The organism is Marinovum sp. (assembly GCF_034669705.1).
In the GTDB taxonomy this organism is placed as follows: domain Bacteria; phylum Pseudomonadota; class Alphaproteobacteria; order Rhodobacterales; family Rhodobacteraceae; genus Marinovum.
On sequence record NZ_JAXMOR010000004.1, the window covers coordinates 184,328 to 208,751 of the forward strand.

A 24,424-nucleotide genomic window follows, 5' to 3' on the forward strand; every position below is an offset into this window, starting at 1 on the left:
TCCCATTTCCGGGGCGCAGCGGCACCCGGTCCATTCCGACGAAGGGCGGCGCCTTAGCGCCGTTCCAGATCGCTCATTTCTTCCTGAAGTTCCTCGACAGCGCCTTTCGGGTGGAACTCGGCGCTGACCTGGTCGAGCCGGCCCTGCACCACCTGCACCGTCGCGCGCACCGCCATGTAAATCGCGGTCAGGGCAAACAGGCAAAGCGCCGCATACCACGCCCCCTGCGGCCAGATCAGCGGCGTTGCCCAAGGTGTCGGCGCGGTCGAGCCATAGGCCATGGTATCGACGATCACGATGCGGCCCACGTAGAGGATGAAGAGCCCGAGCCCGGCGATCGAAACAATGGAGAGCCAGTCCATGATCGCCTGAAGCCGCTTCGGAAACCGCGCGTGCAACACGTCGATGCGGATATGCGCGCGGTCGACCAATGCCACCACGAAGGCCAGCGATGAGCCCACCGCCAGCACGTAGCCGCCCAGTTCGTCCGCGCCCTCGAAGGAGAAGTTGAACAGCTTGCGCGCCACTGTCTCGACCGAGACGAAGAGCGAGAGTGAGACCAGCGCGATGCCGAACAGGCGGGCGGCGAAGGCGGCGAAACTTTCCATGACGTGCCCTCCGGCAAGCTGTCCCACGGCGGGGGAAGACGGGGCCACTTGGGCCCCGTTGGCTGTCTCGTCGGTCATTGGGCGAGCGCCGATTTCCAGTCGGCCGAGCAGGACGGGTTCTGCTTGTCGCAGATCTCAGCCCAGGCCGGGAAAGAGATCTCGTTCACCGCGTTCTCGATGATATCCTTGTCGGCCTTGGTGATCTCGACCAGCTTGAGGTCATATTCCTTGCCGGTCTCGCAGGGCTTCTGGCCCACGTTGCAACGCACTGCATCGTCGAACAGTCCTTCTGAATACGTCCAGATTTCCTCGACCAGCGCATCGAAGCCGGCATCGAGCTTGGCCTGATCCTCGCCCGAGAGCTGGTTGTAGGCATCGAGGTTCATGCCGTATCCGTTGAGCGCCAGCTGAAAGGCCACCGGAAGCATGTAGTTGGTCACTTCGGGCCAGCCGGCGGAGTTTGCCGAGCTTGGGCCAGTGATGGCGCAGTCGACAACGCCACGGGCCAGCGACTGGTGCACGTCCGCAAAGCCGATCGGCACCGGCGTGCCGCCGACCGAGGAGACGAAATTCGCGAGATTCTGGTCGTAGACCCGGACCTTTTTGCCTTTCAGATCGGCAAGCTGACCGATCTCGGGCTCGCAGAAGAGCACTTGCGGACCAAAGGGCCAGACCCCCAGCAGCTTGGTGTTGAACTTCGCCTGCAGCTGCGCGTCGACCTTGTCGGCAAAGCCCGCCACGGTCTCGCGGCCGGTAGCGTAGTCGGGATTGAGACCGACGAGGTCCAGCCCGAGGATCGTCGGCTCGTCACGCGAAATCTGGCTCATGCGCAGCGAGACAATGTCGAACAGGCCCGCCTTGAGAATGCGCAGCTGCTCGGTGTCCTTGATGCCGGTCACGTCGAGCGGCTTGTAGTCAATCTCGGCGTCGATGCCAGTCTTTTCGGCAAAGTTCTCGAAAAACGGCTGTTCGACGTTCTTCTGTATCAGGCCGGTGGCGACCGGTTGACCGAGCGCCTTGAACTGGTAAGTCTCGGCCTGGGCCGTGGCGCTGACGGCAATCAGCGCTGTCGTGGCCAGGGTCATCAAAGTCTTCATGTCTTTCCTCCCATCGGATGTGTTGCGGCGAAAGCCGCGATTACGCCGAAACAGGCGTGCCACCGCTGCGGGCCCCAGAAGGCAGCTCGTAGCGGAATATCCGGCCCCATTTGGCGAGGGCCGCGGTGTCGACTCCGGCAAGCCGCAGGGCATGCCAGAGGGTGACGGAAATGCTGTCGAGCACCGGAATGCCGGTGGCGCGCTCGATGTCGGGCGCTACGCGGGGCCCGTCGAAATTGGTACAGAAGACGGCGACGGCGCCGGGTCCATCGGCGGCAACCTGACGGATCAATTCGGCCACTTCCGTCTCCTTGTATTGCGCGAAGGAATAGTTGCCGGGGTCTTCCAGATGCCGTTCATCGAGGCACTCGAAGCCAAGCGCGGCAAAATTGCTGACGATCGCCTCCTGCACCTCGGCGAGGTAAGGCGTGGCAAGGCCGTAGGTGCCGGCGCCAAGGGCGCGAAAGCCATCAAGCGTGGCAAGGGTCGAGGTGGTGGCAGGCACACCGGTGCGGTCTGTGATGGCCTTGCACAGCTCGACATCATTCTGCGCCCCGAGCCACCCGCCGGACGTGCCGCCCCAAGCGATCACGTCGCACTTGGCTTCCGCCAGCAATTCGGCGGCAGCGAGCTGCGGCTCGAAGGTGAATTGATCGAGTGCATCGCGCCCCATCGAGATTTTGGTGACACGGAACCGCGCGAAATGCGCGGTGATTTCCGGGTTGCCTGACAGCAGCTCGCAGACCCGCGGTTCCATGACTGTGTTCGAGGAAGGCGTCAGCAGGCCAATGCGTGTTCTGGTGTGCATCTGGAAGTCTCCAAACTTGGTTTCGGCGATGGTGTAGAACGGAAGAAAAGAAATCAAATAAAAAATTAAATAACTTTTAATATACTGATAAAAAATCAATTTTAAATTTTCTACCGTGTCAATAAGTGGTGGAGAGCCGATTCGCGTGGGGCCGTCTTACTTTTGCGAAGCCGTAAATCGTGCCGGGCCGGGTGCTCATGGCTGGCAAAGTCCGCTCGTGAAAACAGCGCCCCGGGACTGTTCCCGGGACGCCTTCAAAGTAGTTTTATCGGGTCCGAAGGTTGGCCAGAACCTCGGCCAATGCAATCGAAGCCTCGATGGCGCCGATCACAGGAAGGCCATGCCTGGCCGAGAGCGTCTCGGCCCGTCCGGTCAGCCCGCCAGAGCCGAGAATGATCGCTCCCGCCCCGTGCTCTCGACGGGCGAGTTCGATCGCGGCATCGAGCCTGGCTTCAACTTCGGCCCCTCCCGCTGCCGCGGTCGCGACGCCGATCCCGGCGGCTCGGACGCTGCAAACCGTTTCAGCGCCGAGCGACTTTACCAGCGTGCGGATGCCCGGCACCATCGTTTCCACCGTCGTGACGATGGCGATGCGTGGCGCGAAGAACCTGGCAAGCGAGATGGCTGCCTCTGCCGCGCAAAGGATGGGCACATCCAGAAACTCCCGGGCACCGGATATCGCGATATCGTCGAAGCACGCCATGACATAGGCATCATAACCTGGATGCTGCGCCAGCAGGTCGAGCGCCAAGGGCTCAGCCTTGCTGCGATCGGCCGGGTTCTCGATCGAGTGTGGACTGTCCGCCGTGTAGACCACTCGCACCGTGGTCTTGGGACCGAGCAGCCGTGTTGCCACGTCCGAAACCAAGCGCGTGACCTCGGGGTTGCCGTTCGGATTGACCACGAGGATGCGGCGCCGGGCGGTTTTTTGGGCGGTGCAGGGTGACAGGATCGTTTCCATCTCAGCGCCCCGCAGCCATGTCAGGCAGGAACATCGCGATCTGCGGCACCGCGACGAGCAGGCCCGCGAAGACGATCATGATCACCACGAAGGGCGTGGCGCCACGGATCACGTCGTTGAAATCGCCACCGCCCTTGCGCACGCCCTGCACCACGAAGAGGTTCATGCCCACCGGCGGCGTGATCAGTCCGATCTCGCACATCACCACCACGAAGACCCCGAACCAGACCGGATCGACGCCCAGCGCCGTGACCATCGGCACTGCAATCGGCACGGTCAGCACAAGCATCGACATCGCGTCCATGAACATGCCGAGGATGACGTAGAACACCACCAGAAGCAGCAAGAGCATGGTCTGCGAAAGGCCGAGCCCTGTCACCCAGCGGGTCACGGCCTGTGTTCCGCCGGTCATCGACAGCGTCACGTTCAACAGCAGCGCACAGACGATGACAAGGATCACCATCCCGGACGTACGAGCCGACTGAATGAAGCAGTTCTCCAGCAGGTGCCAGTTGAGCCGCCCGCCCTTCCACACGAAGTAGAAGGCGGCGATCACGCCGAGGGCCGCGCTTTCCGTGGGCGTGGCCAGCCCGCCGTAGATCGAGCCCATGACGATGCCAAAGATCACCGCCGGCGGGATCAGGTGACGCAGGAGCCGGCGCTTTTCTGCCTTCGAGACTTCCGGCGCGCTGGAATTGCGTCCCGCGTCCGGATAGCTGAAGGCGACATAGGCCGAGAAGAGAAGCGTCAGCAGGATCCCAGGGAGGATGCCGGCGATGAAGAGTTGCCCGACCGAGACATTGGCCAGCGAGCCGTAGACCAGCAGGTTGACCGAGGGCGGGATCAGGATTCCGAGGGTGCCGCCGGCAGCGAGCGTGCCCAATGCAGGGCGCACCGGATAGTCGCGTTCGCCAAGCGCGGGGAGCGCGATTGTGCCCACGGTGGCGGCGGTGGCGACCGAGGAGCCGGAGGTCGCCGAGAACAAGGCGCAGGTGCCGATGTTGGTATGCAGCAGTCCGCCGGGCAGACGTCCCAGCCAGACCGCCAGCGTGTCGAACATCCGGTCGGCGATGCCGCCGCGCAGCAACAACTCGCCCAGCAGCATGAAGAGCGGGATCGCGGTCATGACGGGGTTGTTGAGCGTGCCCCAGACGACACCGCCCATGGTCTCGACCAGCGGCATACCGTAGGCCATGTAGCCGCCGACGCCGCCCACCGTGAGGATCGAAACCGCGACCGGCATCGACAGGAACATCAGCAGCAACATGACCATGAAGCCGGTGAAAATGACGGTAATGCTCATGCCCGTGCCTCCAGATCGGAAAGTTCGGCTTCCAATTCATCCTCGACCGTTTCCGGGGCGAATTCGCGGGTCAGCGCCAGACCGTCGCGGCGCGCCGCCAGCATCAGCGCCCGCACCGCCAGCGCGACGGTGGACAAGGTGAAGATGCCCATGCCGATCATCCAGGCCAATTGCGGCCAGATCAGCGGCGTCATCCACGGCGTCTGTGCGACCGAACCGAACATCTGCGTCTCCTGCACCGTGCGGACGGTGAAGACGAGGAGGAAGAGCGCCAGCGCCGACAGAGACATGGCCGAGATCAGGTTCAGCACCGCCTGCATGCGCTCGGGCATGCGCATGTGCAGCAGGTTGATCCTGATGTGGCTACGCTCCACCGCGGTCACGGCAAAGCAGAGGGGCGCGCCGATGGCGATGGCATAGCCCGAAAGCTCGTCCACGCCGGCCAGCGAATGATTGAGCAGCTTGCGCAGCACGGTCTCGACCGCGATGACGACGCAGAGCGCCGTCATCATCAGGCCGAAGACGATCGCGCAGATCCGCGAATAGGTCTTCATCGGTGCAACCCTCCCTTTCAAGTGGCCTCAGAGGCCCAGCTTGGCGCCGACCGAGGCCATCCAGTCAGCCTCGCAGCTTTCACGCACCGCGTTGCACTGCTTGGTCCAGGCCGGCAGCGAAGAGCCCACCAGCGCCTCGGAGACGGACTTCAGATCGGCGTCGGAGACCGGCACGCTTTTCAGGCTGTAAGAGGTGCCGTGTTCACAGGGCTCCTGCCCGGTGTTGCAGTTCATCGCGTCCAAGTAGAGCTCTTCGGAGTAAGCCCAGACATCGTCGACCAACGTGTCGATGGCGCCCTGAAGTTTCTCCTGCTGGTCGCCGTCGAGCTTGTTCCAGCTGTCGAGATTGATGGCATAGCCGTTCATCGCCAGTTGCAGCGCGATGGGCAGCACGGTGGTGGTGACTTCCGGCCAGCCGGCGGAATTGGCCGAGGAGGGGCCTGTGATGGCACAGTCCACCACGCCGCGGGCCAGCGACTGCTGGACCTCACCGAAGGGCAGCGGGATGCCGGTGGCGCCGAATTGTCCCACGAAGGCGGCGGCGGACTGGTCGCCGACACGCACCTTCAGACCCTCAAGATCGGACAACCCGCCAATTTCGGGCTTGCAGAAGATCACCTGCGGACCGGCCGGCCAGACCCCCAACACCTTGGAATTGAACCGCTCCTGCACCGCGGAATCGACCACCGGCAGAAAGGCTTCGGTATGGGTCTTGCCACTCTCGAAATCGGGGTTCAGCCCGACGAGGTCGAGGCCCAGCATGGTGGGTTCGTCCCGGCTGACCTGCGGGCCGCGGAAGGAAACGATGTCAAAAAGCCCGGTGCGGATCACGCGCATGCCATCATTGTCGGGGATGCCGGCCACGTCGACGGGCAGGTATTCGACCTGCGCGTCGATCCCGGAAGTCTCGGCCAGGTTTTCGAAGAAGGGTTGTTCCTTCTCCTGTTGGATCAGGCCAGAGCCGACCGGTTGGCCAAGGACGCGCAACGAAACAGGGTCGGCAGCAGCGGCCTGGGCCAGGCAGAGCAAAGCGGTGGTGGCAAAGAGGGAGCGCATGGTGATGTCCTTTTTGGGTGAGACGAAACTCGATGCGCTCATGAAAACAGATTTTCGTGTAAACACAAAGTAGTTTTCACAAAAGAAAACATATTTTCTTCGCCGCGCCGCGGCAACGCCCGGATTGCGTACAGTATTTTTCTCGGGGTGCTTCTGTCTTCAGCAGGGCGATATGGTCAGAGTTCCCGCAGCAGGTCGTTGTAGCCTTCAATGTGCTGCAACCTGCGGCGCCCCGATTCGGCGGCCAGCTCGATCGTTCGGTTGGCGATCAGGTTGATCAGCGCCATGACGCCGACGTGGCTGAACAGCGGTCCGGAAGAGCGTGTGGCGCAGCGGAAATGCCAGACCACGTCGCGGTTCATCGCCATGCCTTCGTCGGAAATCAACGCGACCCGCGCGCCGGTTTCGCCCACCGTTCCGAGCAGTTCGGAAAACCCCGAGACCCGGCGTCGCAGGCCGAACATGATGACCACGTCGGTCTTTGACATCCGGGCGACGTGTTCGCCCATCGTCTGGCCTCCGCCGGGGACCGGGATCGGGTCATCGACGGCCTGAAGCAATTGCCATTGCAGGTAATGCGCCATTGGATTTGCAGCACGGTAGCCGACGCACCAGATCTTTCGCGCCCCAAGCATCGCTGTCGCCAGCCCATCGACGTCGTCCTGCGCGATGTCGCCAAGCGTTTCGCGCAGATTGTTGATGTCGGTCTCCATGAAGCGCGCGGGCTCGGCCGCGTCGGCCCGTCCGGTGTGCTGGAGATATAGCCGCGAGCCACTGCTGGCCTCGTCCCGCGCGTCGCGCCGCGCGTCTTCGTAGGACTCGTATCCCAGACGCCGGACAAATCTTGTTACCGTCGCATTCGAAACCCCGGCCAAGGCCGCCAGTTCCGATGCCGAATAGCTGGCCAACTCACCCGGAAAGTCGCAGACCAGCTCGCCCAGCCGCCGTTCGGCCGGATGCAATTCCGGCAGCTTGCGCCGCACCCGGGCGAGGAAGGGTTGGTCCGCCATGGCGACCTCCATGAAAAGGTTTTTTCTTGGATATAGTGTAATGGCAACCTTTCCAAGCAGAAGGGTCACTCGGCCCGCGGTATTCTACATTCCTGGTCTGCATTCGCAGCGCTCATCTCGCACCGTGCGTCCTGATCTGCACCCACGACGGAAGCGAGATCAGCCCGGAGTTCCCGCGGACCGAGGGTCGCGCTCTATCCACACCCGACGGCGGAACGGCGATATGTGGGGACGGCCCGAACACGGATCGAAGCCGCGCCGAAATCGGCCCCGTCAAAACACTCGGCTGGACAGTGCTGCGTGAGGCGGTCATCCTCGGCGACAGGAACCCCATCATGCCGGGATCATCGGATGTAGGCGCGTAAGTGAACTTGGCCCACAAGGACGAGGTCACGCCGCTACAACAAGACTCATACAGGAAAGAGGGATACGAAATGAACGACAAGTCATTCATGCAAGAAGCAATTGACCTCGCCCGCGAAAATGTAGCGAAGGGCGGCCAGCCCTTCGGAGCCGTTCTGGTCCGGGATGGAAAGGTTCTGGTGCGGGCGGTGAACCGAATGGAGGCCGACAACGATCCGACCGCACACGCGGAACTTGTGGCGCTGCGCGAGGCCGGGGCCGCACTGGCCAGCACCCGGCTGGACGGTTGCACGGTCTATGCCAGCGGCCAGCCCTGCCCGATGTGCTTGGCCGCCATGCGCAACGCCGGGATCAGCGAGATCGTCATCGGCTATTCCGACGGAAGCGGCACGCCCTATGGTCTGGGCACGGCGGCCGCTTTTGCGGCCTTGTCACAGCCCCTCGACGCACAGGACTGGGCCAAGATCCGCTATGCCGCGCCCGAGGATGCGGCGGCGCCCGGGATATACGAGGCGTGGACGGCGAAATCATCGGACGAAAAATAAGGACCATGGTGGCATTCGAGGCAGACAAGGCCACGCCCCGTCGGGTGGCGCTGGTTCTTCTCATCGTGGTGATCGCGCTCAACCTGCGTCCGTTTCTGGCCGCGCCGGGGCCGATCCTGCCGCAGATCGCCGAAGATACCGGGTTGGGGTATGGCGCTCTGTCACTTCTGACCCTGCTGCCGATGATGCTTATGGGGATCGGTGCCTTCGTATCGCCCCCGCTTCAGGCGACCCTCGGCACAAGACGGGGGCTGATGCTGGCACTTGTATTGCTGTTGCTCGGAAATGCGCTCCGGCTGTTCGCAGGCAACGGCACGGTCCTGATCCTGACGGCCATCCTGTGCGGCGCTGGCACGGCCTTCATCCAATCAACACTTCCGGGGCTGATCAAGGAAAAGTTCGCCGGAACCGTGGCAAGCATGACCGGGCTCTATTCCGCCATGATCATGACGGGCGGTGCCCTGGGGGCGCAGCTGACCCCGGCCCTGGTGGAGGTTGGCCGCTCCTGGACGACGGCGCTCGCCGTTCTGTCGCTGCCCGTCCTGCTGGCTCTGGTGATCGCCGGCGGACTGCTTTCGGAAACGCGGGTAGTCCGACCTGACCGGGGCTTGGTCGCGCAGCTTCTCGGTCGGCGCAGAACATGGGTCTTGATGGCGGTGTTCGGCTTGATCAACGGCGGCTATTCGTCGATGATTGCCTGGCTCGCGCCTTACTATCAGGCGCAGGGCTGGAGCAGTAGCGAAAGCGGCGTGCTGGTTGCGATCATGGCGATCAGTCAGGGCTTCGGCGCGGTCATCCTGCCGCTGCTCGCGCGGAACCACAGGGACCGCCGCCCCTGGCTGTGGGCCTGTATCGCCATGCAGGCGACCGGCTTTGTCGGACTGGTGGTCGCGCCGTCGATGCTTCCGGCATTCTGGGTGGCGATCTGCGGCGTCGGGCTGGCCGGGAGTTTCGCACTCTGCCTCATAGTGGCGCTGGATCACCTGCCCGATCCCGCCCGGGCCGGTCCCCTTGCCGCGCTCATGCAAGGTGGTGGATTCCTGCTCGCCGCCACCCCGACCTTCATCCTGGCGCGCTTGCACGAGGCGACGGACACCTTTGCAAGCGGCTGGCTCATGCATCTCGGATGGCTTGCCGCAGCCGCCATCCTTGTCAGCCGCTTCGTACCGGAACGCTATTCGGAGGCCATGGGGCAAAGTCTGGCAGGCAACCACTCGAACCGATGACACCGGCGACGAGGTAGGTGAACAGGTCGATGCACAAACGGGCGGCCGCATCCTGATCGAACGGCATTGCATCCGCCATTGTCATGGACAATGGACCAAGCAACGGTCACTCATTCGTGTCCCGCCGCAGCTTTCCGTATGATCCCGGCGATTGCGTCATAGCCACGCGCCGAGGCGTGTTGCAGGGGCGTGACGCCATCGCGGTCGGGGATTGTCATGTCCGCGCCCGCCTCGACCAGGGCACGCACGGTGGCGACGTGATCCGAGCCGCCATCGCCCAGCACGACGGCCTCCATCAGCGCAGTCCAGCCCAGGTTGTTGACGTGATCGAGAGGCGCGCCGCCTACGATCAGACGGCGGACCACCTCGGCATGGCCGAGATGCGCCGCGGCGATCAGAGCGGTGCCGTCATAGACGCTGGTGATCAGATCCGCGCGATTGCCCAGCTCCATCGCCAGCGAAACCAGTTCCGGGTCGTCTGCGACGGCCGCAATCGTCAGCACGTCATAGACCCGATCTTCGAGCGCGTTCATGTCGGCACCGGCCTCGGCCAGAGCCCGCAGCGCGGCATCGTTCGACGCAAAGGAGGCGACATGCGCCGGGGTCCTTCCCGCCTGGTCCCGCGCATCGATATCGGCCCCTTCGGCGGCAAGGCGCTGGATGGTTTCGACGTCGCCCTCATGCGCGGCACGATGCAGCCCCTCATACCCCGCGATCTGGGACGCCGAGGGGGCCGTTTGTGCCTGCGCCGTTGCGGCGAGGGCCAGCAGGAAAAGGCTCAGGAGAGTGCGCAGCATGGGGTCGATCCTCTTTTGGGGCGGCCGGCCCCGAAGGGCCGGCCGTGATACGAAAAACGTGTATTACTCGGCACCGATCTCGTCGAGCCCGGCGCGCGCACAGGTCGCGTCGATATCGCCCGAGGGCGCACCGCCCACGCCGATGCCGCCGACCAGCGCACCGCCGATGCGGATCGGCAGACCGCCCGCCTGGATCACCAGCCGGTCGTCCATGTCGCGCAGCCCGTCATTGGCCGGATTGCCGCCGATGAACCCGGCCAGACCGGCCGTGTCGCGGCCCATGCTGGCCGAGGTGAAGGCCTTGCCGGTGCTGCTGCCCACGGTATGCGGACCGGCGTTGTCGGCACGCAGGATCACCTTGGTCACGCCGCTGCGCGCAACGATGGCGACGCTGACGTTGTGGCCTTCGGCGGCGCAGGCTTCCAGCGCGGTCTGCGCGGCGGTCTGCGCCATGTCGAGCGGAAGGTAGGGCGCGGTCGGCAGGTCCTGCGCAACGACGGAAACGGGGCCCAGCAATGCGGCGGCCAGGGTGAGATTGCGGATCATGTGAGTTCTCCTTGGTTTCAATGACAAGGGGAACTTACGGGGAATCGTCGCCCTCCGGTATTCGTAGGCCTTGCAGCGATATGGGTAGTTCTACCGACCCGCGCACGCCTCGATCCAGAGCCGGGTCAGCTCCGCCGCCGAACTCGTCCCGGCCTTGGCCCCGATGGCGGCGCGGTGGCTGTCCACGGTGCGGGGCGACAGCGCCAGCGCGTCGGCGATCTGACGTGTGGTCAGACCCTTGGCGACCATTTCCAGCACCTCGATCTCCCTTTCGGTCAGAAGCGCGACCAACTGACGCGCCTCGTTTGTTTCCGATACTTGGCGGTATCGGTCTTCAAGCTCCGCGTGGCCCTTCTGGAGAGCGTCGATCAAGTCCTGCTCGTCCACCGGCTTCGAAAGGAAGTCGATGGCTCCATTTCGAAACGCCCGGCGGCAGGCCTCTATGTCGCCGTGACCCGAGATAACGATGGTGGGCCAGTCAACGCCCTGCTCTGTCAGCCGTTCCTGCAATTTCAGCCCGGATATCTGGGGCATCCGGATATCGAGAATCAGGCAACCCGGTTCGAGCCTATCGAGTGCTGCCAGGAAAACGCTCGGCGCTGCGAAACTGCGCGCATCCATGCCGACGGTCTGCAAGAGCAGTGACAACCCTTCGCGAACCGCGTCATCGTCATCGACAAGATAAACGGGCAGGCTCATTCAGCGGCCTTTCGGTCTTGCGCCGCCGGGCGCGGCAGCCACAGTCGGAACACGGTCTCCGCCCGATCCGGGACCAGGATGATTTCGCCGCCCATCCGTTCCGCCAGCCTTTGGCAAAGTGCCAGCCCAAGTCCGGTGCCACCGGGTTTTCCGGTAACGAACGGCTCGAAGATCCGATCGCGGATGGTCTCGGGCACGCCGGGCCCGCTATCGGCGACCTCTACGACGATGCCGCTGTCCGTCGCGTGGCTTGTGACCTGCATCCGGCTATCGACACTGTCACTTGCCACCTCCATCGCATTGCGGCTGAGGTTGAACACGATCTGTTCCAGTGCGATCCGGTCGAGATGAAGTACGACGTCACGGGTCGCGGACAGGTCGGTTGAAAGCCGCACACCGCCGGTTTCGGCCTCGCGGCGCAGCAGAGCCTCAACATTCTCGATGGCCTCGTTGACCGGCACCGCTTCGATCCGTTCAGATTTCGGCCGGGTCCAGTCCCGCAGCCGGTCGAGGATGGCCGCCGCCCGTTTCGACTGCTCGACGACGCGTCCCAGACTACGCTCCGCCCCCTCTGCATCGCCGCGCCGCGCCAAATGTCGCCCTGCCTGCGCTTGCGACAGGATGGCCGTCAGCGGCTGCGTCAACTCATGCGCCATGCCGCTGGCCATTTCGCCCAGGGCATTGACCCGCGACGCATGGGTCAGCCGCGCATCATCGGCACTGAGCCGGGCATGACGTTCCGCCTGCCGCGCCCGCAGGAACTGCCGCAGACCGAGAAGGGTCAGAACGTAAAGTGCTGTCATGCCGGAGAGAACCGCCAGCACCCGCCCGGAAGGCAGCAGTTCGGCCAGGCGTGGCGCGATTCCTGCGCTGAAGGAAAGGGGTTGCGATGCGCTGCCGAGCGGTTTTCGAAATTGCATTGCCCCATCGCCCAATCCGGTGCCGATCAGCACCGTTCCATCCGGCAGGCTCAGGCCGCGCGACACCGAGGCGCGCATCCAGAAATCCGCATTGGACGCCAGCAACCCTGTCGCATCGACCGTGAGTGCCAGGCCGAAGCGGGCGGCATCGGTGTTAGGGCTGCGCTTGATCACAAGGTAGCGATTGTTCGCGTCGGGCGCCGGGCGCAGAACAAGCGCACCATCGGACGCGACTGCGCCCGCCGCAATCGATTGCGCAAGGTCGCGCGACAGGCCGGAACGCGTGGTCACGTAGCTGTCGGGATTATTCAGGGGAACGAGATCGACCGCAATGATCCGCGGATAGAAGCGCCGGATGGTGGCAGCGACATCAATGAACAGGTCTTTCCGCTCCGCCGCGCCTGCCACGGCCAGGGCCGACAAGGATGTGAGATGCGCGTCATGCTGGTCTGCACGTTGAGAGGCCGTTCGATGCAGGATCGCAGCCTCGGATTGAAGTTCCAAGAATAGGCGTTTCCGTTCGAGCACCCCCATGGCGATCACGGTTGCAGCCAAAAGCCCGAGCCACCCAAGAAGGGCGAGCCAGCGCCCATTGCCCTGAAAACGTGCCGCGTTCATGCGCGGTCAACCTCGTTGTTCGGCACCCGATCGAAGGTCATGCGCGAAACACCCAAATGCTACGTGATTTCGGCCTGCGTAGCACTATCCGAGGCAAACCGATACCTCGCGGCCTCTTCCACAGGTCTGCGCAGATTTTCAGGCTCCCGATGACGGCCCCCCTACTTCACCACAGTCGTCACCGTGGATCCGCAGGGTGCTGCCCTTCGGCGCGTGCTGACGGGAGAGATCGAAGCCAGCGACCGCGGGGGCGTCAACGCTAGTCCAAAGCCTCCGGCAACCAGGTCACGATTTGAGGGAACACTGTGATCAGCGCAACCAGAACCAAGATGCCAATGAAGAACGGCAGTACCCCGGTGATCACGTCCGTGATCTGGCCACGGTTCCGAACGCCCTGCACGATGTAAAGGTTCATCCCGACCGGAGGTGTCAGCAAGGCAAGCTCACACATGATGACGATAAACACACCAAACCAGACCGGATCGAACCCGACTGCAACGACGACCGGAAACAGCACCGGAATGGTGGTGATCATCATGGCCAAGGCATCGAGAAAACAGCCAAGAACAAGATAGAGCAATACCAAGCACAACACGAAGACCGTAGGTGACACATTCAACGAAGAGATGAACGCTGCCACTTGATCGGGGATGCCCAGGATACCCATCGCGAAATTCAGGAAATACGCCCCCATCAACACAAAGAGAATCATGGCGGTGATCCGGATGGTGGCCAGCAGGCTGTCGTTCAGCATCACGAAGGTAAGCTTGCCGTAATAGGTTGCCAGCCCAAGCGAGGCCACAACTCCGACCGCTGCGGCTTCGGTCGGTGTGGCCCATCCGCCGTAGATGCTGCCGATAATCAGCGCGAAGATCACAACCGGCCCAACCAGGTCGATCAGCCGTGTCCAGCGTCCGGACCGGTCGGTCTCCGGGCCGGTGCCGTCACCGGCGATCGAGGGCCAGATCGTTGCCGCCACCGCGATGATGATCACGAAGAAGCTGGCCAGCAGCAGGCCGGGAATGATGCCGGCGATGAACAGCGCGCCGATCGAGGTGTCGGTGATCGCACCGTAAATGATCAGATTGATCGAGGGCGGGATCAGGATGCCGAGCGTGGCACCACTGGCGATCGAACCCGCAACCCATCTCTCGTTATAGCCATGCTCCCGGAACGTGGGGAAAGCCACCGTGCTGATCGTCGCGGCCGTCGCGACCGAACTGCCCGAAATAGCGGAAAACATCGTGGATGACGCGATGTTCGAATGCAGCAATTTGCCAGGCAGCCACTGAACCCAATCCGAGAGCGAGCGGTACATCCGCTCGGCGATCTGTGAATTGACCAGGATTTCGCCCATCAGGATGTATAGCGGGATTGCGGTCAGAACAAAGCTGTTCATCTGCCCCCACATCAGGTTGCCCATGGAGTTGAGCAACATTGGACCGACACCGTAGATTACGCCGACAAGTGCGGTCAGCGCCATGACGGTTCCGACGTGCAGACCAAGCAACAGCAGGCCGATGACACAGAGAAAGCCGACCGCGATAATTCCGATACTGACCATCAGTTGGCTCCATCCAATTTGTCGCCGAAACCGGCCGCTTCAAGTTCCTGTTGTTCTTGGCTTTTCGCCTTCATCTGCTTCTCGATCCCGGCAAAATCGCGACGGCTCAATAGGATTACGCATCGCCCGGCAATGACAACCGTGATCAGCAGAAACAGGGCCAATCCGGTGACCCATATCCCTTGCGGTATCCAAAGCGGCGTCTGAAGCGGAGTAGTGGAGATCGCACCGAAACTGATGGATTGGCGCAGCGACCGCAGCCCGTACCAAAACATCCCCGATGCCACGATCATCAGGACGAACGCCGCAAGCACGTGCAGCACCGCGCGTCCTGCCAGTGGCAGCTTGGACAAGAGCAGGTCGATGCGGGTGTGTGCGCATGTGATGGCGGCGTAGCCGAACCCCACCGCGCCGGCGATGGCCAGGGCATATCCCCCCAGTTCGTCCACGCCCTGAAAGGAGTGGTTGAACAATTTGCGGGACACGATTTCGAAGGCGGTGACGACCGCCTGTATCAGCAGGACGTACCCCGCGCCCAATGCAAGCCACTTCAAGAGGCGTTCTTCTATTCTCATCGGAGGGTTTGCTTGTTGGGACACGGGATAAATCCTTGGCTCTGTCAGGTCACATGGGCGCTTCGGCAGTAAAGCCGCGTGCCGCGCCGACGGTCTCGTTCCAGACCTGGGTGCAGCCCGGGTAGGACGCCTCGCAACGGTTGATCCAGTCGGGGATGACGACGGCTGCGGCGGCGGAACTGACGGCCGCGCGATCATCGTCGGAGACCTCGACCAGCGTCATGTCGAACGGCTTGTGTTGCGTGCAGTTTTCGGCACCCGTGTTGCAAGAGATCGCATCGTTGTTCACGGTGCTGGCAAGCTCCCACTGCGCCTCTTCAAGGCCGGAATAGGCCTCGGAAATCGCGGTGCGCTCCTCTTCGGTCAGACTCTCCCACCAACCGAGGTTGGCGAAAATCCCCTGGACCGACCCCGACACCGAGAGCGGCAACTGGTGCGTGGTCACTTCGGGCCAGGCGCCCGAGTTGCCCGAGGTCGGCGAGGTCACGCCGCAGTCCGCAACGCCGCGTTGCAGGGCCGGGTAAACTTCACCGAAGTTCAGTGTCACTGGCGTAGCGCCGAACGAGTCCAGAAGAGCCGACATCGACGGGGTAAAGCTGCGGATCTTCAGGCCCTTCAGGTCCGAAACCGACGAAATGTCGGCATTGCAATAAAACACCTGCGGGCCAAAGGGCCACAGCGCCAGAACCGTCGCGCCGAACCGCTCGCGCAGTCGCGTGTCAAAGACATCACGATAGGAATCGACCGCAGTCTTGAGGCTTTCCATGTCAGGGGAAACGCCGATCAGGTCGAGCCCTTCGAAAAATGCGTCATCGCGTGCCGCGGTACCGATCTGTACCGATACGATGTTGAACGCATTGTCGGACACCAAACGCAGGCCGTCGGCAGTGCTCAACCCGAGACCTTCATAGTTGTTGTATTGGACAGTGAACTCGCTGTCATTCAGCTTTTCGATCGCGGCCGCTTCGTTCGGATACTGCATTGCGGTCGGCAGGATCTGTGTCAGGACGCGGACGGGCGTTTCGGCCATCACGCTGGTCGCCATCAGCGACACAGCAAGTCCTGCCAGGATGACTTGTTGCTTCTTCATGGAATTTTCCTCCGGTTGGTCAGTGAGTTGCTTCTGAAACAGACGTTGGGCGGCGTTCCGTTGTTCGGACCCGTGATTCTTTCGAGCTGGGCTGTGGCGACGCCAGCAACGAGCGAACTGAGCATCCGCCTGCGAACCCCTGCCGCCCAAGACCCGCCCTTGATGATTCTCTGGTAGCTTAACGCCACGTAAGACCAATAAAAATTCTAATAATCTCAGCTTATCATGCACAAAAAGTGTACGCAAAAGACAACAGAAGGGAGCGTGCCGAAGATTGCCAGGCCGCTCCGGCCGGTGACGCCTTAGTCACTCTTTCGCCGAAGATCTAACCTGGGCCAGAGTGTCCTTTGCACAAGTCTTCAGTATTTCGAGTACGTTCTGAGCCACCGTCGAAAAGCCCCGAGTCGCGCTGGCGATCAGGGAAATGGACTGAGCCAAGTCTGTTGCATCAGAAATCGGCACAAACATCAGCTGTCCACTAGAAAGCTCAGCCGATACGTCGAATTCCGAGGTAATCGAGACGTGAGACCCCCGCCTGACAATATTCTTCAGCAGCTGCAGCGAATTGGTGGACACCGGCTGTTGGCCCTCATGGATCACCCAGTCATGGTTCGCCTCGATGAACTTCCTGATCGAAAGCGCCTGGCTCTGCAGCACGAAAGGGTACTCGACGACCTGACGGAGTGTGACGGAAGCTAGGGCGCCCAGAGGGTGATCTGGCGCGACCACGCATCCGAGTGGCAAGTCTTCTGACCATACAGAGCGAATTGCCCGATGCGACGCCACATTGAAGGCCAGAGCCATGTCGACGGCGCCCTGATCTAGGGCTTGTACTGCCTCCGACGGCGTTAGCACTTCCAACTCCAATTGGACACGCGGATAGCTTGTGGCAACCTTTTCGATGAAATCCGGCAGTAGACCATTCACAAGGCTATCCATGACCGCGATGCGAACATGGCCCAGATCCACGCCTTGCATCTGCTGGATTTCGCTCCAGAAATCACTGCCTTCATTGCGCCAGCGCCGCGCCAGCACAACCAGCATCTCGCCGGCCTTTGTCATGGTCATGCCAGAGGAATGCCGTTCAAACAGCCGCAATCCCGCGGCGTACTCCAATTGCAGGATCTGCCGGTCGATAGCGGACGCGGAGATCCCCAGATGGCGTGACGCGCCTTGGATCGATCCGATTGTGGCGACAGATTCAACGTAGAGCAGTGCCCTAGGTACAAGATTCATCGAAATGGCCTGGCTCCCGACTTTCCATCTTGCTTCGTGCATACACTATTTGTGCACGACGGGCTGAGTTTATTAGAATTTTTATTTAGCCGACGCCGCGTTACCAAAGAAGAGAATCATTTGTATGCACGCTTTGGGAGGCACGCTTTTGGCACTCGGAATTCAGGAACTTAACGCAGCGGAAGCCGAGGAATTCGTCGCCAAGGCAAGCTTTCTGGTGGAAAATTCCGCCTGGGTGCTCGAAAGGGCTGCACCGCAGCGTCCATTCTCCTCTCCCGACGCCTTGTGCAATGCAATCGACAGCGAAATCCGCGCGTCGGGGCAGAGCGAACAGTTCCGCCTTTTCAATGCGCATCCCGAACTGGCCGGCACCGAGGCGCTAGCAGGCACGATGACCGCGGCTTCGACCGGCGAACAGGGTCGGCTCGGGTTCAACGCGCTCGACAAGACCGATCTTGAACGGCTTCGGCGGATGAACAGGGAATATCGCGACCGCTTTGGATTTCCCTTTGTCATTGCCCTGCGTCGCCAGCCGTCCCTGGCTGCGGTGTTCGCCGAGTTCCAGCGGCGATTGGAACATACGCTGGAGCAGGAAATTTCCGAGACCATTAGCGAGATCATGCACGTAGTGCGTGGCAGGGCGGCCGCGATTGCCAATGACGCCGCCCCTGCCCCGTCAACCAACGAAGAAATCTAAAATATCAACCAACTGGAGGAAAGAACGATGAATAGACAAACAGTTGCCCTGGCAGGCCTTGCCATGTCCCTGATGGCGACCGGCGCATGGGCCGAAAAAATCCGCGTCGCTGGCAATTTTGCGACCGAACACTCTTCTTCTCTTGCGATGCAGATGTTCAAGGAAGAGGTCGAAAAACTGACCGATGGCGATCTCGAGGTCGACATCTTCCCGGCCCAGCAGCTCGGCGGCGCGGCCGAGAACGTCCAGGCCGTGCGCATCGGCGCGGTTGAACTGATCTGGGTCGGCACCGCCTACCTGACCCGCACCATCCCCGAGCTGGAAGTCATCGGTCTGCCGTTCCAGTTTCCTGACCGCGAAACCGCGTTCAAGGTCGTCGATGGCCCGGTCGGCGCCAAGCTGGATGAGCATCTTGCCAAGGAAAACCTCGTCTCGCTGGGCTACATGGAGCTGGGCTTCCGTCAGCTGACCAACAATGTTCGCCCGGTCGCCTCGGTCGCCGACATGGAAGGTCTGAAGATCCGCCTCCAGCCGAACGAAACCCACCTCGCCACCTTCCGCGCGCTGGGGGCCAACCCGGTCGCGATGGACGTGAAGGAGCTGTACTCGGCGCTGGAGCAGGGCGTGATCGACGGCCAGGAGAACCCGTTCGCGATCATTCACGTCGCCCGCTACCCCGAGGTTCAGAAGCACCTGTCCAATACCGGTCACTTCTTCGATTTCATCTCCGTTGTGGCCAATACCGACCGCCTGGCAGCGCTCAGCGAAGAGCACCAGAAGGCGGTACGCGATGCAATGGCCACCGCCATCGCTTTTCAGCGTGACCTTGCCGCCAAGCAGGATTCCGAGGCGCTCGACAAGCTGATCGAGGAAGGCATGGAATACACGCCGGTTTCTCCGGAATTCGCGGCCGAACTGCGCGCCGCGACCGCGGACATCGCTGGTGCCGTGCGCCAGAAGGTCGGTGAAGACCTGTTTTCGCTGGTCGAATCCGAAACCGCCGCGGCGTCGAACTGACACCAGGCCTAGCGGGAACACCTATGGAACGCTTACTCGATAAAACCCTGTCGCGCGTCGATTCCGTCGCGCAGCTGGTCTTGCTGACCTGCATGACCGTCATGATCGCCGTGGTCGCAAGCCAGGTCTTCATGCGCTACGTGCTGAACAGCTCGATCGACTGGGCCGACGAGGTGTCCCGCATGGCCTTTGTCTGGTCGATCTTCATCGCCATCCCGCTGGGCATCCGCGAGGGTGCCCATGTGGGGATCGACATTCTGACGAGCCGGTTTCCCGCGCACGTGGCGCGGACCGTGACCCGTATCATGCTGGCACTGGCCTTCGTGCTGATGTGCGTCGTCACCTGGGAATCCATCGACGTCGCGGCCAAGACCTGGTCCGAGAGGCTGGGCGCAATCGACATATCGTCGAGCTATTTCTTCGTCGCCGTGATCATCGGCTCCGCGCATGCGGCGCTCCACCTGCTCCATCTCGTGCTGCATCCGCTGGACGGGCGTGGGCCGGACTACCCAATCGACTGAGAGAGCGCGCCATGAGCCTTATCGTCATCTTCTTGTTTCTCGGGCTGGCCGCCTTCGGCATGCCGCTGGCGTTTTCGCTCGGGGTCTCGGCCCTGGGCGGCCTGCTCCTGGCCGGCTTCGACCTCAGCGTCCTGCCGCCCCGCATCATGAACTCGGTCAACTCCTTCCCGCTGATGTCGATCCCGCTGTTCATGGTGACGGGGGAATTGATGCTGAAAGCCGGGATCATGGACCGGCTGGTCGATTTCGCCAACGCCTTCGTCGGACGCATGCGCGGCGGGCTCGCGCAGGTCGCCCTGCTGTCGGGGGCCGGTCTCGCCTCTGTCTCGGGCGCCGCCGTGGCCGATGCCAGCGCGCTGTCGGCTACCCTGGTCCCCTCACTCAAGAAGCAATACGGGCTGGGCTTTTCCACCGGCATCGTTGCCGCGGCCGCCAACCTGGGCCCGATCATCCCGCCCTCGGGCGCGATGATCGTGTACGCCTTCATGGCCGGGTCCACCGTATCGGTCGGCGGCATGTTCATGTCCGGCGTGGTGCCGGGCCTGATCCTCGTCACCGTCCTGATGTTCCTGTGCTGGTTGATCGCCACCTTGCGGGGCTACCCGCTGGTCGGAGAGAAGGCGAGCCTGCGGAACATCTTCTACCAGTTGCGCCGGTCCTTCGTGGTCTTCATGATGCCGGTGGTGGTGATCGGCGGCATCGTCGGCGGCGCCTTCACTCCGACCGAGGGCGCAGCGGTCGGCGTCGTCTATGCACTGCTTCTGGGGTTTTTCGTGACCCGCAAGCTGAAGGTCAGCGACCTGCCGGAGGTGCTGCTCCAGGCGGCCAAGACCTCGGCCATCGTCGGCGCGATGATCGCCTATGCCTCGACCGTGACCTTCCTGTTCACGATCGACCTGCTGCCGATGAAGCTTGCCGCGCTGATGAACGACATCACCGACAGCCCGACGATGTTCCTGATCCTTGTGGCGCTGATGCTGATCGTGGTCGGGATGTTCCTGGAATCCAACGCCGCCTACATCATGCTGGTGCCGCTGTTCCACCCGATCGCCGTAAGCTACGGCATCGACCCGCTGCACTTCGGCTTTCTGTTCGTCTTCAACCTGGTGATCGGCATGCTGACACCGCCGGTGGGCGTCGTGCTGTTCGTCGTGTGCGGCATAACGGGGGTGAAAATGGGTGAGCTGGTACGTGAAAGCTGGCCGTTCATCGTCGCGATGTATGTGCTGCTGATCGTGTGCATGTTCGTGCCCGGCATCGTGACCTGGCTGCCCCATGCCCTGGGATACTGAGTTTTGACGCGGCCCGATTGAAGCGCAATCTCGGGGCCTCTTCCACACTGTCCGAAACGTCAACAGAGGAGTCGATAACTTGGAAAAACCAGACATCAACAGACGCTCGGTCCTGAAGGGGATCGGCGTCGGAGCAACCGGGCTCGCCGTGCTCCAGGCGGCCTCGGGTCAGGAGCCTCTGGCCTCGCGCGCCCATGCGGCCGAACACGCCAGCGGCGGAAAGCTTACCCTCCATGCCATAGATACCTATTACGGCCAAACCCGGGCCGGCCTTCAGATCGACCTGTCGATGCAGGACGAGGAAGGCACCTACAAGCTTGTAAAGACTGTCGAAACCGTAGAGCGCGGCCGTACAGAAGCGCCGCTTCTGGAACCCGGTGAACTGAACAATGGCCGCTTTGAGCTGTTGCTGCATTTCGATGATTATTATCAGAGATTGGAAGCGCCACTGCCGACCCCGCCGTTTCTTGCCAAAGTGCCCATCCGGTTCGGCGTATTTGACGCCGCGGAAAACTTCCATGTGCCGATCCTGTTTAACCCATGGAACTATTCCTACTACCGCGGCAGCTGACCCGACCCTGGAAACCCCCAAAGAAAGGACTTTGAGATGGCTGGTATAACCACCCACGTGCTGGACAATGAAACGGGAAATCCGGGCGCCGGAATGAAGATCGATTTCTCGGTAATGGAAGATGGCGAATTCCGTCATGTTAAAACGGTGCACACCAACGCCGAAGGCCGCACGGACGGCATGATCCTGCAACCCGAGGAGACCAAGATCGGGGAATACGAACTGCTGTTCCACGTCGATGAATACTACCGCGCGAAGGGCGTCGATCTGCCTGACCCGCCCTTCATCGAGAAGGTTCCGGTGCGGTTTTCGGTGTTCGATACCGAGCAGCATTACCACGTACCGATGCTGTGCACGCCCTGGACCTGCACGACCTACCGCGGCAGCTAGGCATCGAACTGCCGACATGTGCCTGATCGTTTCCAAAAGAACACTGGCCGGGCCGACAATCCCGCCACTGACCGAAGTTTTCTGCGCCTATCGCGTTTCGCGTTCTGTTTAAGGCGCAATGTACCATCTAACGCGTTGAAATCCTTGATTTCAGGTAGCGTCAGACGATGCAGGTTAAACGCGTGACGCTATTGACTGAACACTACCTTGGGAAAGGAAAAACTATGTGGCTCAAGATCAAGACCCGATTGATGTTCGCGACATGCGCGCTGCTCGCCACGTCGGGTGTCGCGTTTGCGGACGACGACAAACTGCAGGTGTCGATGCTGCTCGCCGGGCAAATCGACGACAAGGGCTTCATGGAGGCCGGGTACAACGGCCTGATTGCCATTCGCGACCAACTTGGCGCCGAGATTGACTATATTGACGGCGTGGCGCCAAAACCCGATCTGTTGGCCGATGCCTTGCGCGAACTGGCGGCAAAAGGGCCGGATATGGTCATCGCCCATGGTGGTCAGAACAACGCTGCCGCCGAAACAGTTGCCGCCGAATTCCCGGACGTCAAGTTCGTGGTGGTACAGGGCGGCGTCACCGGACCCAATCTGTCCAGCTATGAGGTCCTGCAGGAAGAAAGCGCATGGCTGGCCGGGGCGATGGCTGGTCTGATGACCGAAACCGGAGTTGTCGGTCATATTTCCGGCATTCGCGTGACTCCGGGCCTCAAGGGACGCGCCGGATTTTACGACGGGTTGATGCACACCAACCCCGAAGCCAAGTTCCTGACCATCTTTGCAGGCGATCAGGACGACAACGAACTATCCCATCGGGTGGCTTCCGAAGAGATCGAACAGGGCGCCGACATCATTTTCACGATGCTCAACGCAGGCCGCACCGGTGCAATTGATGCCATGCGCGAGAATGGCGTCAAACAGATCGGCAATGTGCGCGACTGGTATCCGGACCACCCGGATGTGTTTGTCGCTTCGGCGATTGCCAATGTCAGCATTGCCGGCTTGCAGGCGGCCAAGGACTTCAAGGACGGCACCTGGAAGCCCGGTGTGATCGTGAAAATCGGCCTTGAGGACCCCAATGCCGCGGCCCTGGCGATGTCGCCTGATGTGCCCGACGATGTTCGCTCCAGGATCGACGAACTGCGTCAGAAGATCATCTCGGACGAGATCGAGGTTTCGGTTGAATACGATGGGCCCGAGCTTCATCCCTGAGCAAGTCCAATCAAGGGCTTTCCCGCGCTTCGGGGCAGCCTTGAGTTCGTGGTCCGGCAATCCAGCCGGACGCGAACAACTGGTTCGAAGGTCCTCTGAACGATAATGGCACCCGATCTGTTTGTAGAAATCCTGATTCGTGCAATGGCCACCGCCGGCATTGTTGTCGGCATTGCCATCGCTGTCGAACGCTTGGGTCCGTTGGTTGGCGGCGCGCTTGCCGGTCTGCCGATCGTGATCGCGCCGGGCTTCTTCTTCCTGATGCTGAAGCAGAGCACGGAGTTTACCGTCGCGGCGGCGATCTCCTCCCTGATCGCATTGAGCGCATCACAGGCCTTCCTGCTGGGGTACATTGTCGTCGCGCGCCGAACCCGGGCGGCCGTCGTCGTGGCGAGCCTGTGCTGGTTGATCGTAGCGTTTCTGCTCACCGGATTTCACGCATCGCCGTGGGCCGGTGTCGTCCTGTTTCTCGTGACGACCGTGTCTGCCTGGAGCCTGGCGCGCCTCTTCGAGGCGCCGCATACCAAGGCGCGGGTGCGCGGCGGATGGACCATCCTGCTCGGTCGCGGTATCGCCGCCGGACTTCTGGTCGCGGCGGTGACTGTCTCAGCAGACTGGCTCGGACCGGTCTGGTCGGGGTTCCTGATGACCTATCCTATTGCGATGACGGTCATTTCGATCACGGTGCACCAGCGGTCCGGTGCCGAAGTCGTGGTGGCAACGTTGCGATCCATGATGCTTGGCATCGGCAGCATCGCGGCATTTACATTCACATTGGCCATTACCTTGTCGCCGTTCGGTGACTTTTTGGCGTTCGTGGCCGCCCTTGCAGCCGGCGCCGCGATAACCTGCGGGTTGACCCTGCGGTTTTTGCGACAGACGAACTAGTCTCAGACACTGCAATGGATCCGTCAAGTACGACAAGCGGGATAGTTTACCCTGCATTGGGAAAACCAGCCCGGCTTCATTGAAGCGTTTCCCGACCTTGCGCCCAGCAGTGCCCGATTTGAGGTAAGACCGTATGTCCTTCTGAGGCTGACCTGTGACGGGTGGTTCGCCCTACACTGGCGGCTTTCAACGAGGGTTGCTCGGCGAGCAGAGCCTCAAGCCAGGAGGACGAACCATGCAGGAGAATAG

At 61.9% G+C, this 24,424-nt stretch carries 26 protein-coding genes; 10 read left to right on the plus strand and 16 right to left on the minus strand.

The window, feature by feature from the left end; genetic code table 11:
• Positions 1–53 precede the first annotated feature (53 nt).
• From VOI27_RS04710 to VOI27_RS04745, 8 genes are all read right to left on the minus strand, one after another.
• Complete coding sequence (locus VOI27_RS04710; RefSeq protein ID WP_323764144.1) at positions 54–608, minus strand: TRAP transporter small permease; 555 nt, start codon at positions 606–608, stop codon at positions 54–56.
• A 74-nt stretch (positions 609–682) separates the two neighbouring features.
• The gene (locus VOI27_RS04715) at positions 683–1,705 is read right to left on the minus strand and encodes a TRAP transporter substrate-binding protein (protein WP_323764145.1); all 1,023 of its coding nucleotides are present in this window, start codon (positions 1,703–1,705) and stop codon (positions 683–685) included.
• Between the two features lie 40 nt (positions 1,706–1,745).
• A complete protein-coding gene (locus VOI27_RS04720; protein WP_323764146.1) occupies positions 1,746–2,612 on the minus strand; it encodes an aspartate/glutamate racemase family protein in 867 nt (288 codons plus the stop codon).
• A 166-nt stretch (positions 2,613–2,778) separates the two neighbouring features.
• Entirely contained in the window at positions 2,779–3,474 is a 696-nt protein-coding gene (locus VOI27_RS04725) for an aspartate/glutamate racemase family protein (RefSeq protein ID WP_323764147.1), read from the minus strand.
• A gap of 1 nt (position 3,475) precedes the next feature.
• Positions 3,476–4,777 (minus strand): TRAP transporter large permease subunit, encoded by a 1,302-nt coding sequence (locus tag VOI27_RS04730; protein ID WP_323764148.1) that lies wholly within the window; start codon positions 4,775–4,777, stop codon positions 3,476–3,478.
• A complete protein-coding gene (locus VOI27_RS04735; protein ID WP_323764149.1) occupies positions 4,774–5,331 on the minus strand; it encodes a TRAP transporter small permease in 558 nt (185 codons plus the stop codon). Before VOI27_RS04735 ends, VOI27_RS04730 begins: the two co-directional genes overlap by 4 nt.
• A 27-nt stretch (positions 5,332–5,358) precedes the next feature.
• Positions 5,359–6,387: a TRAP transporter substrate-binding protein gene (locus tag VOI27_RS04740; protein WP_323764150.1), complete on the minus strand. Its 1,029-nt coding sequence runs from the start codon at positions 6,385–6,387 to the stop codon at positions 5,359–5,361.
• 176 nt (positions 6,388–6,563) lie between these two features.
• Complete coding sequence (locus VOI27_RS04745; RefSeq protein WP_323764151.1) at positions 6,564–7,397, minus strand: MurR/RpiR family transcriptional regulator; 834 nt, start codon at positions 7,395–7,397, stop codon at positions 6,564–6,566.
• Between the two features lie 371 nt (positions 7,398–7,768).
• On the opposite strand from VOI27_RS04745, the gene VOI27_RS04750 reads away from it, so the two are divergent.
• Together VOI27_RS04750 and VOI27_RS04755 are read left to right on the plus strand one after the other, a co-directional pair.
• Positions 7,769–8,305 carry a nucleoside deaminase gene (locus VOI27_RS04750; protein WP_323764152.1) on the plus strand — a complete coding sequence of 179 codons (537 nt, stop codon included), beginning with the start codon at positions 7,769–7,771 and terminating at the stop codon, positions 8,303–8,305.
• Positions 8,275–9,531 (plus strand): MFS transporter, encoded by a 1,257-nt coding sequence (locus tag VOI27_RS04755; RefSeq protein ID WP_323764153.1) that lies wholly within the window; start codon positions 8,275–8,277, stop codon positions 9,529–9,531. The genes VOI27_RS04750 and VOI27_RS04755 overlap by 31 nt, the downstream gene beginning before the upstream one ends.
• 110 nt (positions 9,532–9,641) lie before the next feature.
• On the opposite strand, the gene VOI27_RS04760 is transcribed toward VOI27_RS04755, so the two are convergent.
• From VOI27_RS04760 to VOI27_RS04795, 8 genes are all read right to left on the minus strand, one after another.
• Positions 9,642–10,328, minus strand: a complete 687-nt coding sequence (locus VOI27_RS04760; protein WP_323764154.1) for an ankyrin repeat domain-containing protein — start codon at positions 10,326–10,328, stop codon at positions 9,642–9,644.
• 63 nt (positions 10,329–10,391) lie between these two features.
• On the minus strand, positions 10,392–10,874 hold the full coding sequence (locus VOI27_RS04765) for a GlcG/HbpS family heme-binding protein (RefSeq protein ID WP_323764155.1): 483 nt from the start codon (positions 10,872–10,874) through the stop codon (positions 10,392–10,394).
• Between the two features lie 90 nt (positions 10,875–10,964).
• Entirely contained in the window at positions 10,965–11,573 is a 609-nt protein-coding gene (locus VOI27_RS04770; RefSeq protein ID WP_323764156.1) for a response regulator transcription factor, read from the minus strand.
• Positions 11,570–13,111, minus strand: a complete 1,542-nt coding sequence (locus VOI27_RS04775) for a HAMP domain-containing sensor histidine kinase (protein ID WP_323764157.1) — start codon at positions 13,109–13,111, stop codon at positions 11,570–11,572. The genes VOI27_RS04770 and VOI27_RS04775 overlap by 4 nt, the downstream gene beginning before the upstream one ends.
• A 259-nt stretch (positions 13,112–13,370) precedes the next feature.
• Complete coding sequence (locus tag VOI27_RS04780) at positions 13,371–14,675, minus strand: TRAP transporter large permease subunit (RefSeq protein ID WP_323764158.1); 1,305 nt, start codon at positions 14,673–14,675, stop codon at positions 13,371–13,373.
• Positions 14,675–15,229, minus strand: coding sequence for a TRAP transporter small permease (locus VOI27_RS04785; protein ID WP_323764159.1), 555 nt, complete (start codon positions 15,227–15,229; stop codon positions 14,675–14,677). The genes VOI27_RS04780 and VOI27_RS04785 overlap by 1 nt, the downstream gene beginning before the upstream one ends.
• Before the next feature lie 70 nt (positions 15,230–15,299).
• On the minus strand, positions 15,300–16,340 hold the full coding sequence (locus VOI27_RS04790) for a TRAP transporter substrate-binding protein (RefSeq protein WP_323764160.1): 1,041 nt from the start codon (positions 16,338–16,340) through the stop codon (positions 15,300–15,302).
• A gap of 306 nt (positions 16,341–16,646) precedes the next feature.
• Complete coding sequence (locus VOI27_RS04795) at positions 16,647–17,576, minus strand: LysR family transcriptional regulator (protein WP_323764161.1); 930 nt, start codon at positions 17,574–17,576, stop codon at positions 16,647–16,649.
• A gap of 124 nt (positions 17,577–17,700) precedes the next feature.
• Between VOI27_RS04795 and uraD the strand changes: the two genes are divergently transcribed.
• From uraD to VOI27_RS04835, 8 genes are all read left to right on the plus strand, one after another.
• Positions 17,701–18,273, plus strand: coding sequence for a 2-oxo-4-hydroxy-4-carboxy-5-ureidoimidazoline decarboxylase (uraD, locus tag VOI27_RS04800; protein WP_323764162.1), 573 nt, complete (start codon positions 17,701–17,703; stop codon positions 18,271–18,273).
• A gap of 27 nt (positions 18,274–18,300) precedes the next feature.
• Positions 18,301–19,290: a TRAP transporter substrate-binding protein gene (locus VOI27_RS04805; RefSeq protein ID WP_323764163.1), complete on the plus strand. Its 990-nt coding sequence runs from the start codon at positions 18,301–18,303 to the stop codon at positions 19,288–19,290.
• 23 nt (positions 19,291–19,313) lie between these two features.
• Positions 19,314–19,811, plus strand: a complete 498-nt coding sequence (locus VOI27_RS04810; protein WP_323764164.1) for a TRAP transporter small permease — start codon at positions 19,314–19,316, stop codon at positions 19,809–19,811.
• An 11-nt stretch (positions 19,812–19,822) separates the two neighbouring features.
• A complete protein-coding gene (locus VOI27_RS04815; RefSeq protein WP_323764165.1) occupies positions 19,823–21,103 on the plus strand; it encodes a TRAP transporter large permease in 1,281 nt (426 codons plus the stop codon).
• A gap of 79 nt (positions 21,104–21,182) precedes the next feature.
• Positions 21,183–21,674, plus strand: coding sequence for a hydroxyisourate hydrolase (locus VOI27_RS04820; RefSeq protein WP_323764166.1), 492 nt, complete (start codon positions 21,183–21,185; stop codon positions 21,672–21,674).
• A gap of 36 nt (positions 21,675–21,710) precedes the next feature.
• The gene (gene uraH / locus VOI27_RS04825; RefSeq protein ID WP_323764167.1) at positions 21,711–22,064 is read left to right on the plus strand and encodes a hydroxyisourate hydrolase; all 354 of its coding nucleotides are present in this window, start codon (positions 21,711–21,713) and stop codon (positions 22,062–22,064) included.
• Between the two features lie 224 nt (positions 22,065–22,288).
• Positions 22,289–23,287, plus strand: coding sequence for a BMP family protein (locus VOI27_RS04830; protein ID WP_323764168.1), 999 nt, complete (start codon positions 22,289–22,291; stop codon positions 23,285–23,287).
• Between the two features lie 105 nt (positions 23,288–23,392).
• Positions 23,393–24,175, plus strand: a complete 783-nt coding sequence (locus VOI27_RS04835) for a hypothetical protein (RefSeq protein ID WP_323764169.1) — start codon at positions 23,393–23,395, stop codon at positions 24,173–24,175.
• Positions 24,176–24,424 lie beyond the last annotated feature (249 nt).

Bases quoted from the DNA above. Each gene is read 5' to 3' on its own strand.
- VOI27_RS04775 (WP_323764157.1), bottom strand. From the start codon at position 13,111: ATGAACGCGGCACGTTTTCAGGGCAATGGGCGCTGGCTCGCCCTTCTT.
- VOI27_RS04810 (WP_323764164.1), top strand. From the start codon at position 19,314: ATGGAACGCTTACTCGATAAAACCCTGTCGCGCGTCGATTCCGTCGCG.
- VOI27_RS04835 (WP_323764169.1), top strand. From the start codon at position 23,393: ATGGCACCCGATCTGTTTGTAGAAATCCTGATTCGTGCAATGGCCACC.
- VOI27_RS04780 (WP_323764158.1), bottom strand. From the start codon at position 14,675: ATGGTCAGTATCGGAATTATCGCGGTCGGCTTTCTCTGTGTCATCGGC.
- VOI27_RS04715 (WP_323764145.1), bottom strand. From the start codon at position 1,705: ATGAAGACTTTGATGACCCTGGCCACGACAGCGCTGATTGCCGTCAGC.
- uraH (WP_323764167.1), top strand. From the start codon at position 21,711: ATGGCTGGTATAACCACCCACGTGCTGGACAATGAAACGGGAAATCCG.
- VOI27_RS04815 (WP_323764165.1), top strand. From the start codon at position 19,823: ATGAGCCTTATCGTCATCTTCTTGTTTCTCGGGCTGGCCGCCTTCGGC.
- VOI27_RS04735 (WP_323764149.1), bottom strand. From the start codon at position 5,331: ATGAAGACCTATTCGCGGATCTGCGCGATCGTCTTCGGCCTGATGATG.
- VOI27_RS04725 (WP_323764147.1), bottom strand. From the start codon at position 3,474: ATGGAAACGATCCTGTCACCCTGCACCGCCCAAAAAACCGCCCGGCGC.
- VOI27_RS04710 (WP_323764144.1), bottom strand. From the start codon at position 608: ATGGAAAGTTTCGCCGCCTTCGCCGCCCGCCTGTTCGGCATCGCGCTG.
- VOI27_RS04740 (WP_323764150.1), bottom strand. From the start codon at position 6,387: ATGCGCTCCCTCTTTGCCACCACCGCTTTGCTCTGCCTGGCCCAGGCC.
- VOI27_RS04745 (WP_323764151.1), bottom strand. From the start codon at position 7,397: ATGGCGGACCAACCCTTCCTCGCCCGGGTGCGGCGCAAGCTGCCGGAA.
- uraD (WP_323764162.1), top strand. From the start codon at position 17,701: ATGCACGCTTTGGGAGGCACGCTTTTGGCACTCGGAATTCAGGAACTT.
- VOI27_RS04790 (WP_323764160.1), bottom strand. From the start codon at position 16,340: ATGAAGAAGCAACAAGTCATCCTGGCAGGACTTGCTGTGTCGCTGATG.
- VOI27_RS04760 (WP_323764154.1), bottom strand. From the start codon at position 10,328: ATGCTGCGCACTCTCCTGAGCCTTTTCCTGCTGGCCCTCGCCGCAACG.
- VOI27_RS04730 (WP_323764148.1), bottom strand. From the start codon at position 4,777: ATGAGCATTACCGTCATTTTCACCGGCTTCATGGTCATGTTGCTGCTG.
- VOI27_RS04770 (WP_323764156.1), bottom strand. From the start codon at position 11,573: ATGAGCCTGCCCGTTTATCTTGTCGATGACGATGACGCGGTTCGCGAA.
- VOI27_RS04795 (WP_323764161.1), bottom strand. From the start codon at position 17,576: ATGAATCTTGTACCTAGGGCACTGCTCTACGTTGAATCTGTCGCCACA.
- VOI27_RS04805 (WP_323764163.1), top strand. From the start codon at position 18,301: ATGAATAGACAAACAGTTGCCCTGGCAGGCCTTGCCATGTCCCTGATG.
- VOI27_RS04765 (WP_323764155.1), bottom strand. From the start codon at position 10,874: ATGATCCGCAATCTCACCCTGGCCGCCGCATTGCTGGGCCCCGTTTCC.
- VOI27_RS04830 (WP_323764168.1), top strand. From the start codon at position 22,289: ATGTGGCTCAAGATCAAGACCCGATTGATGTTCGCGACATGCGCGCTG.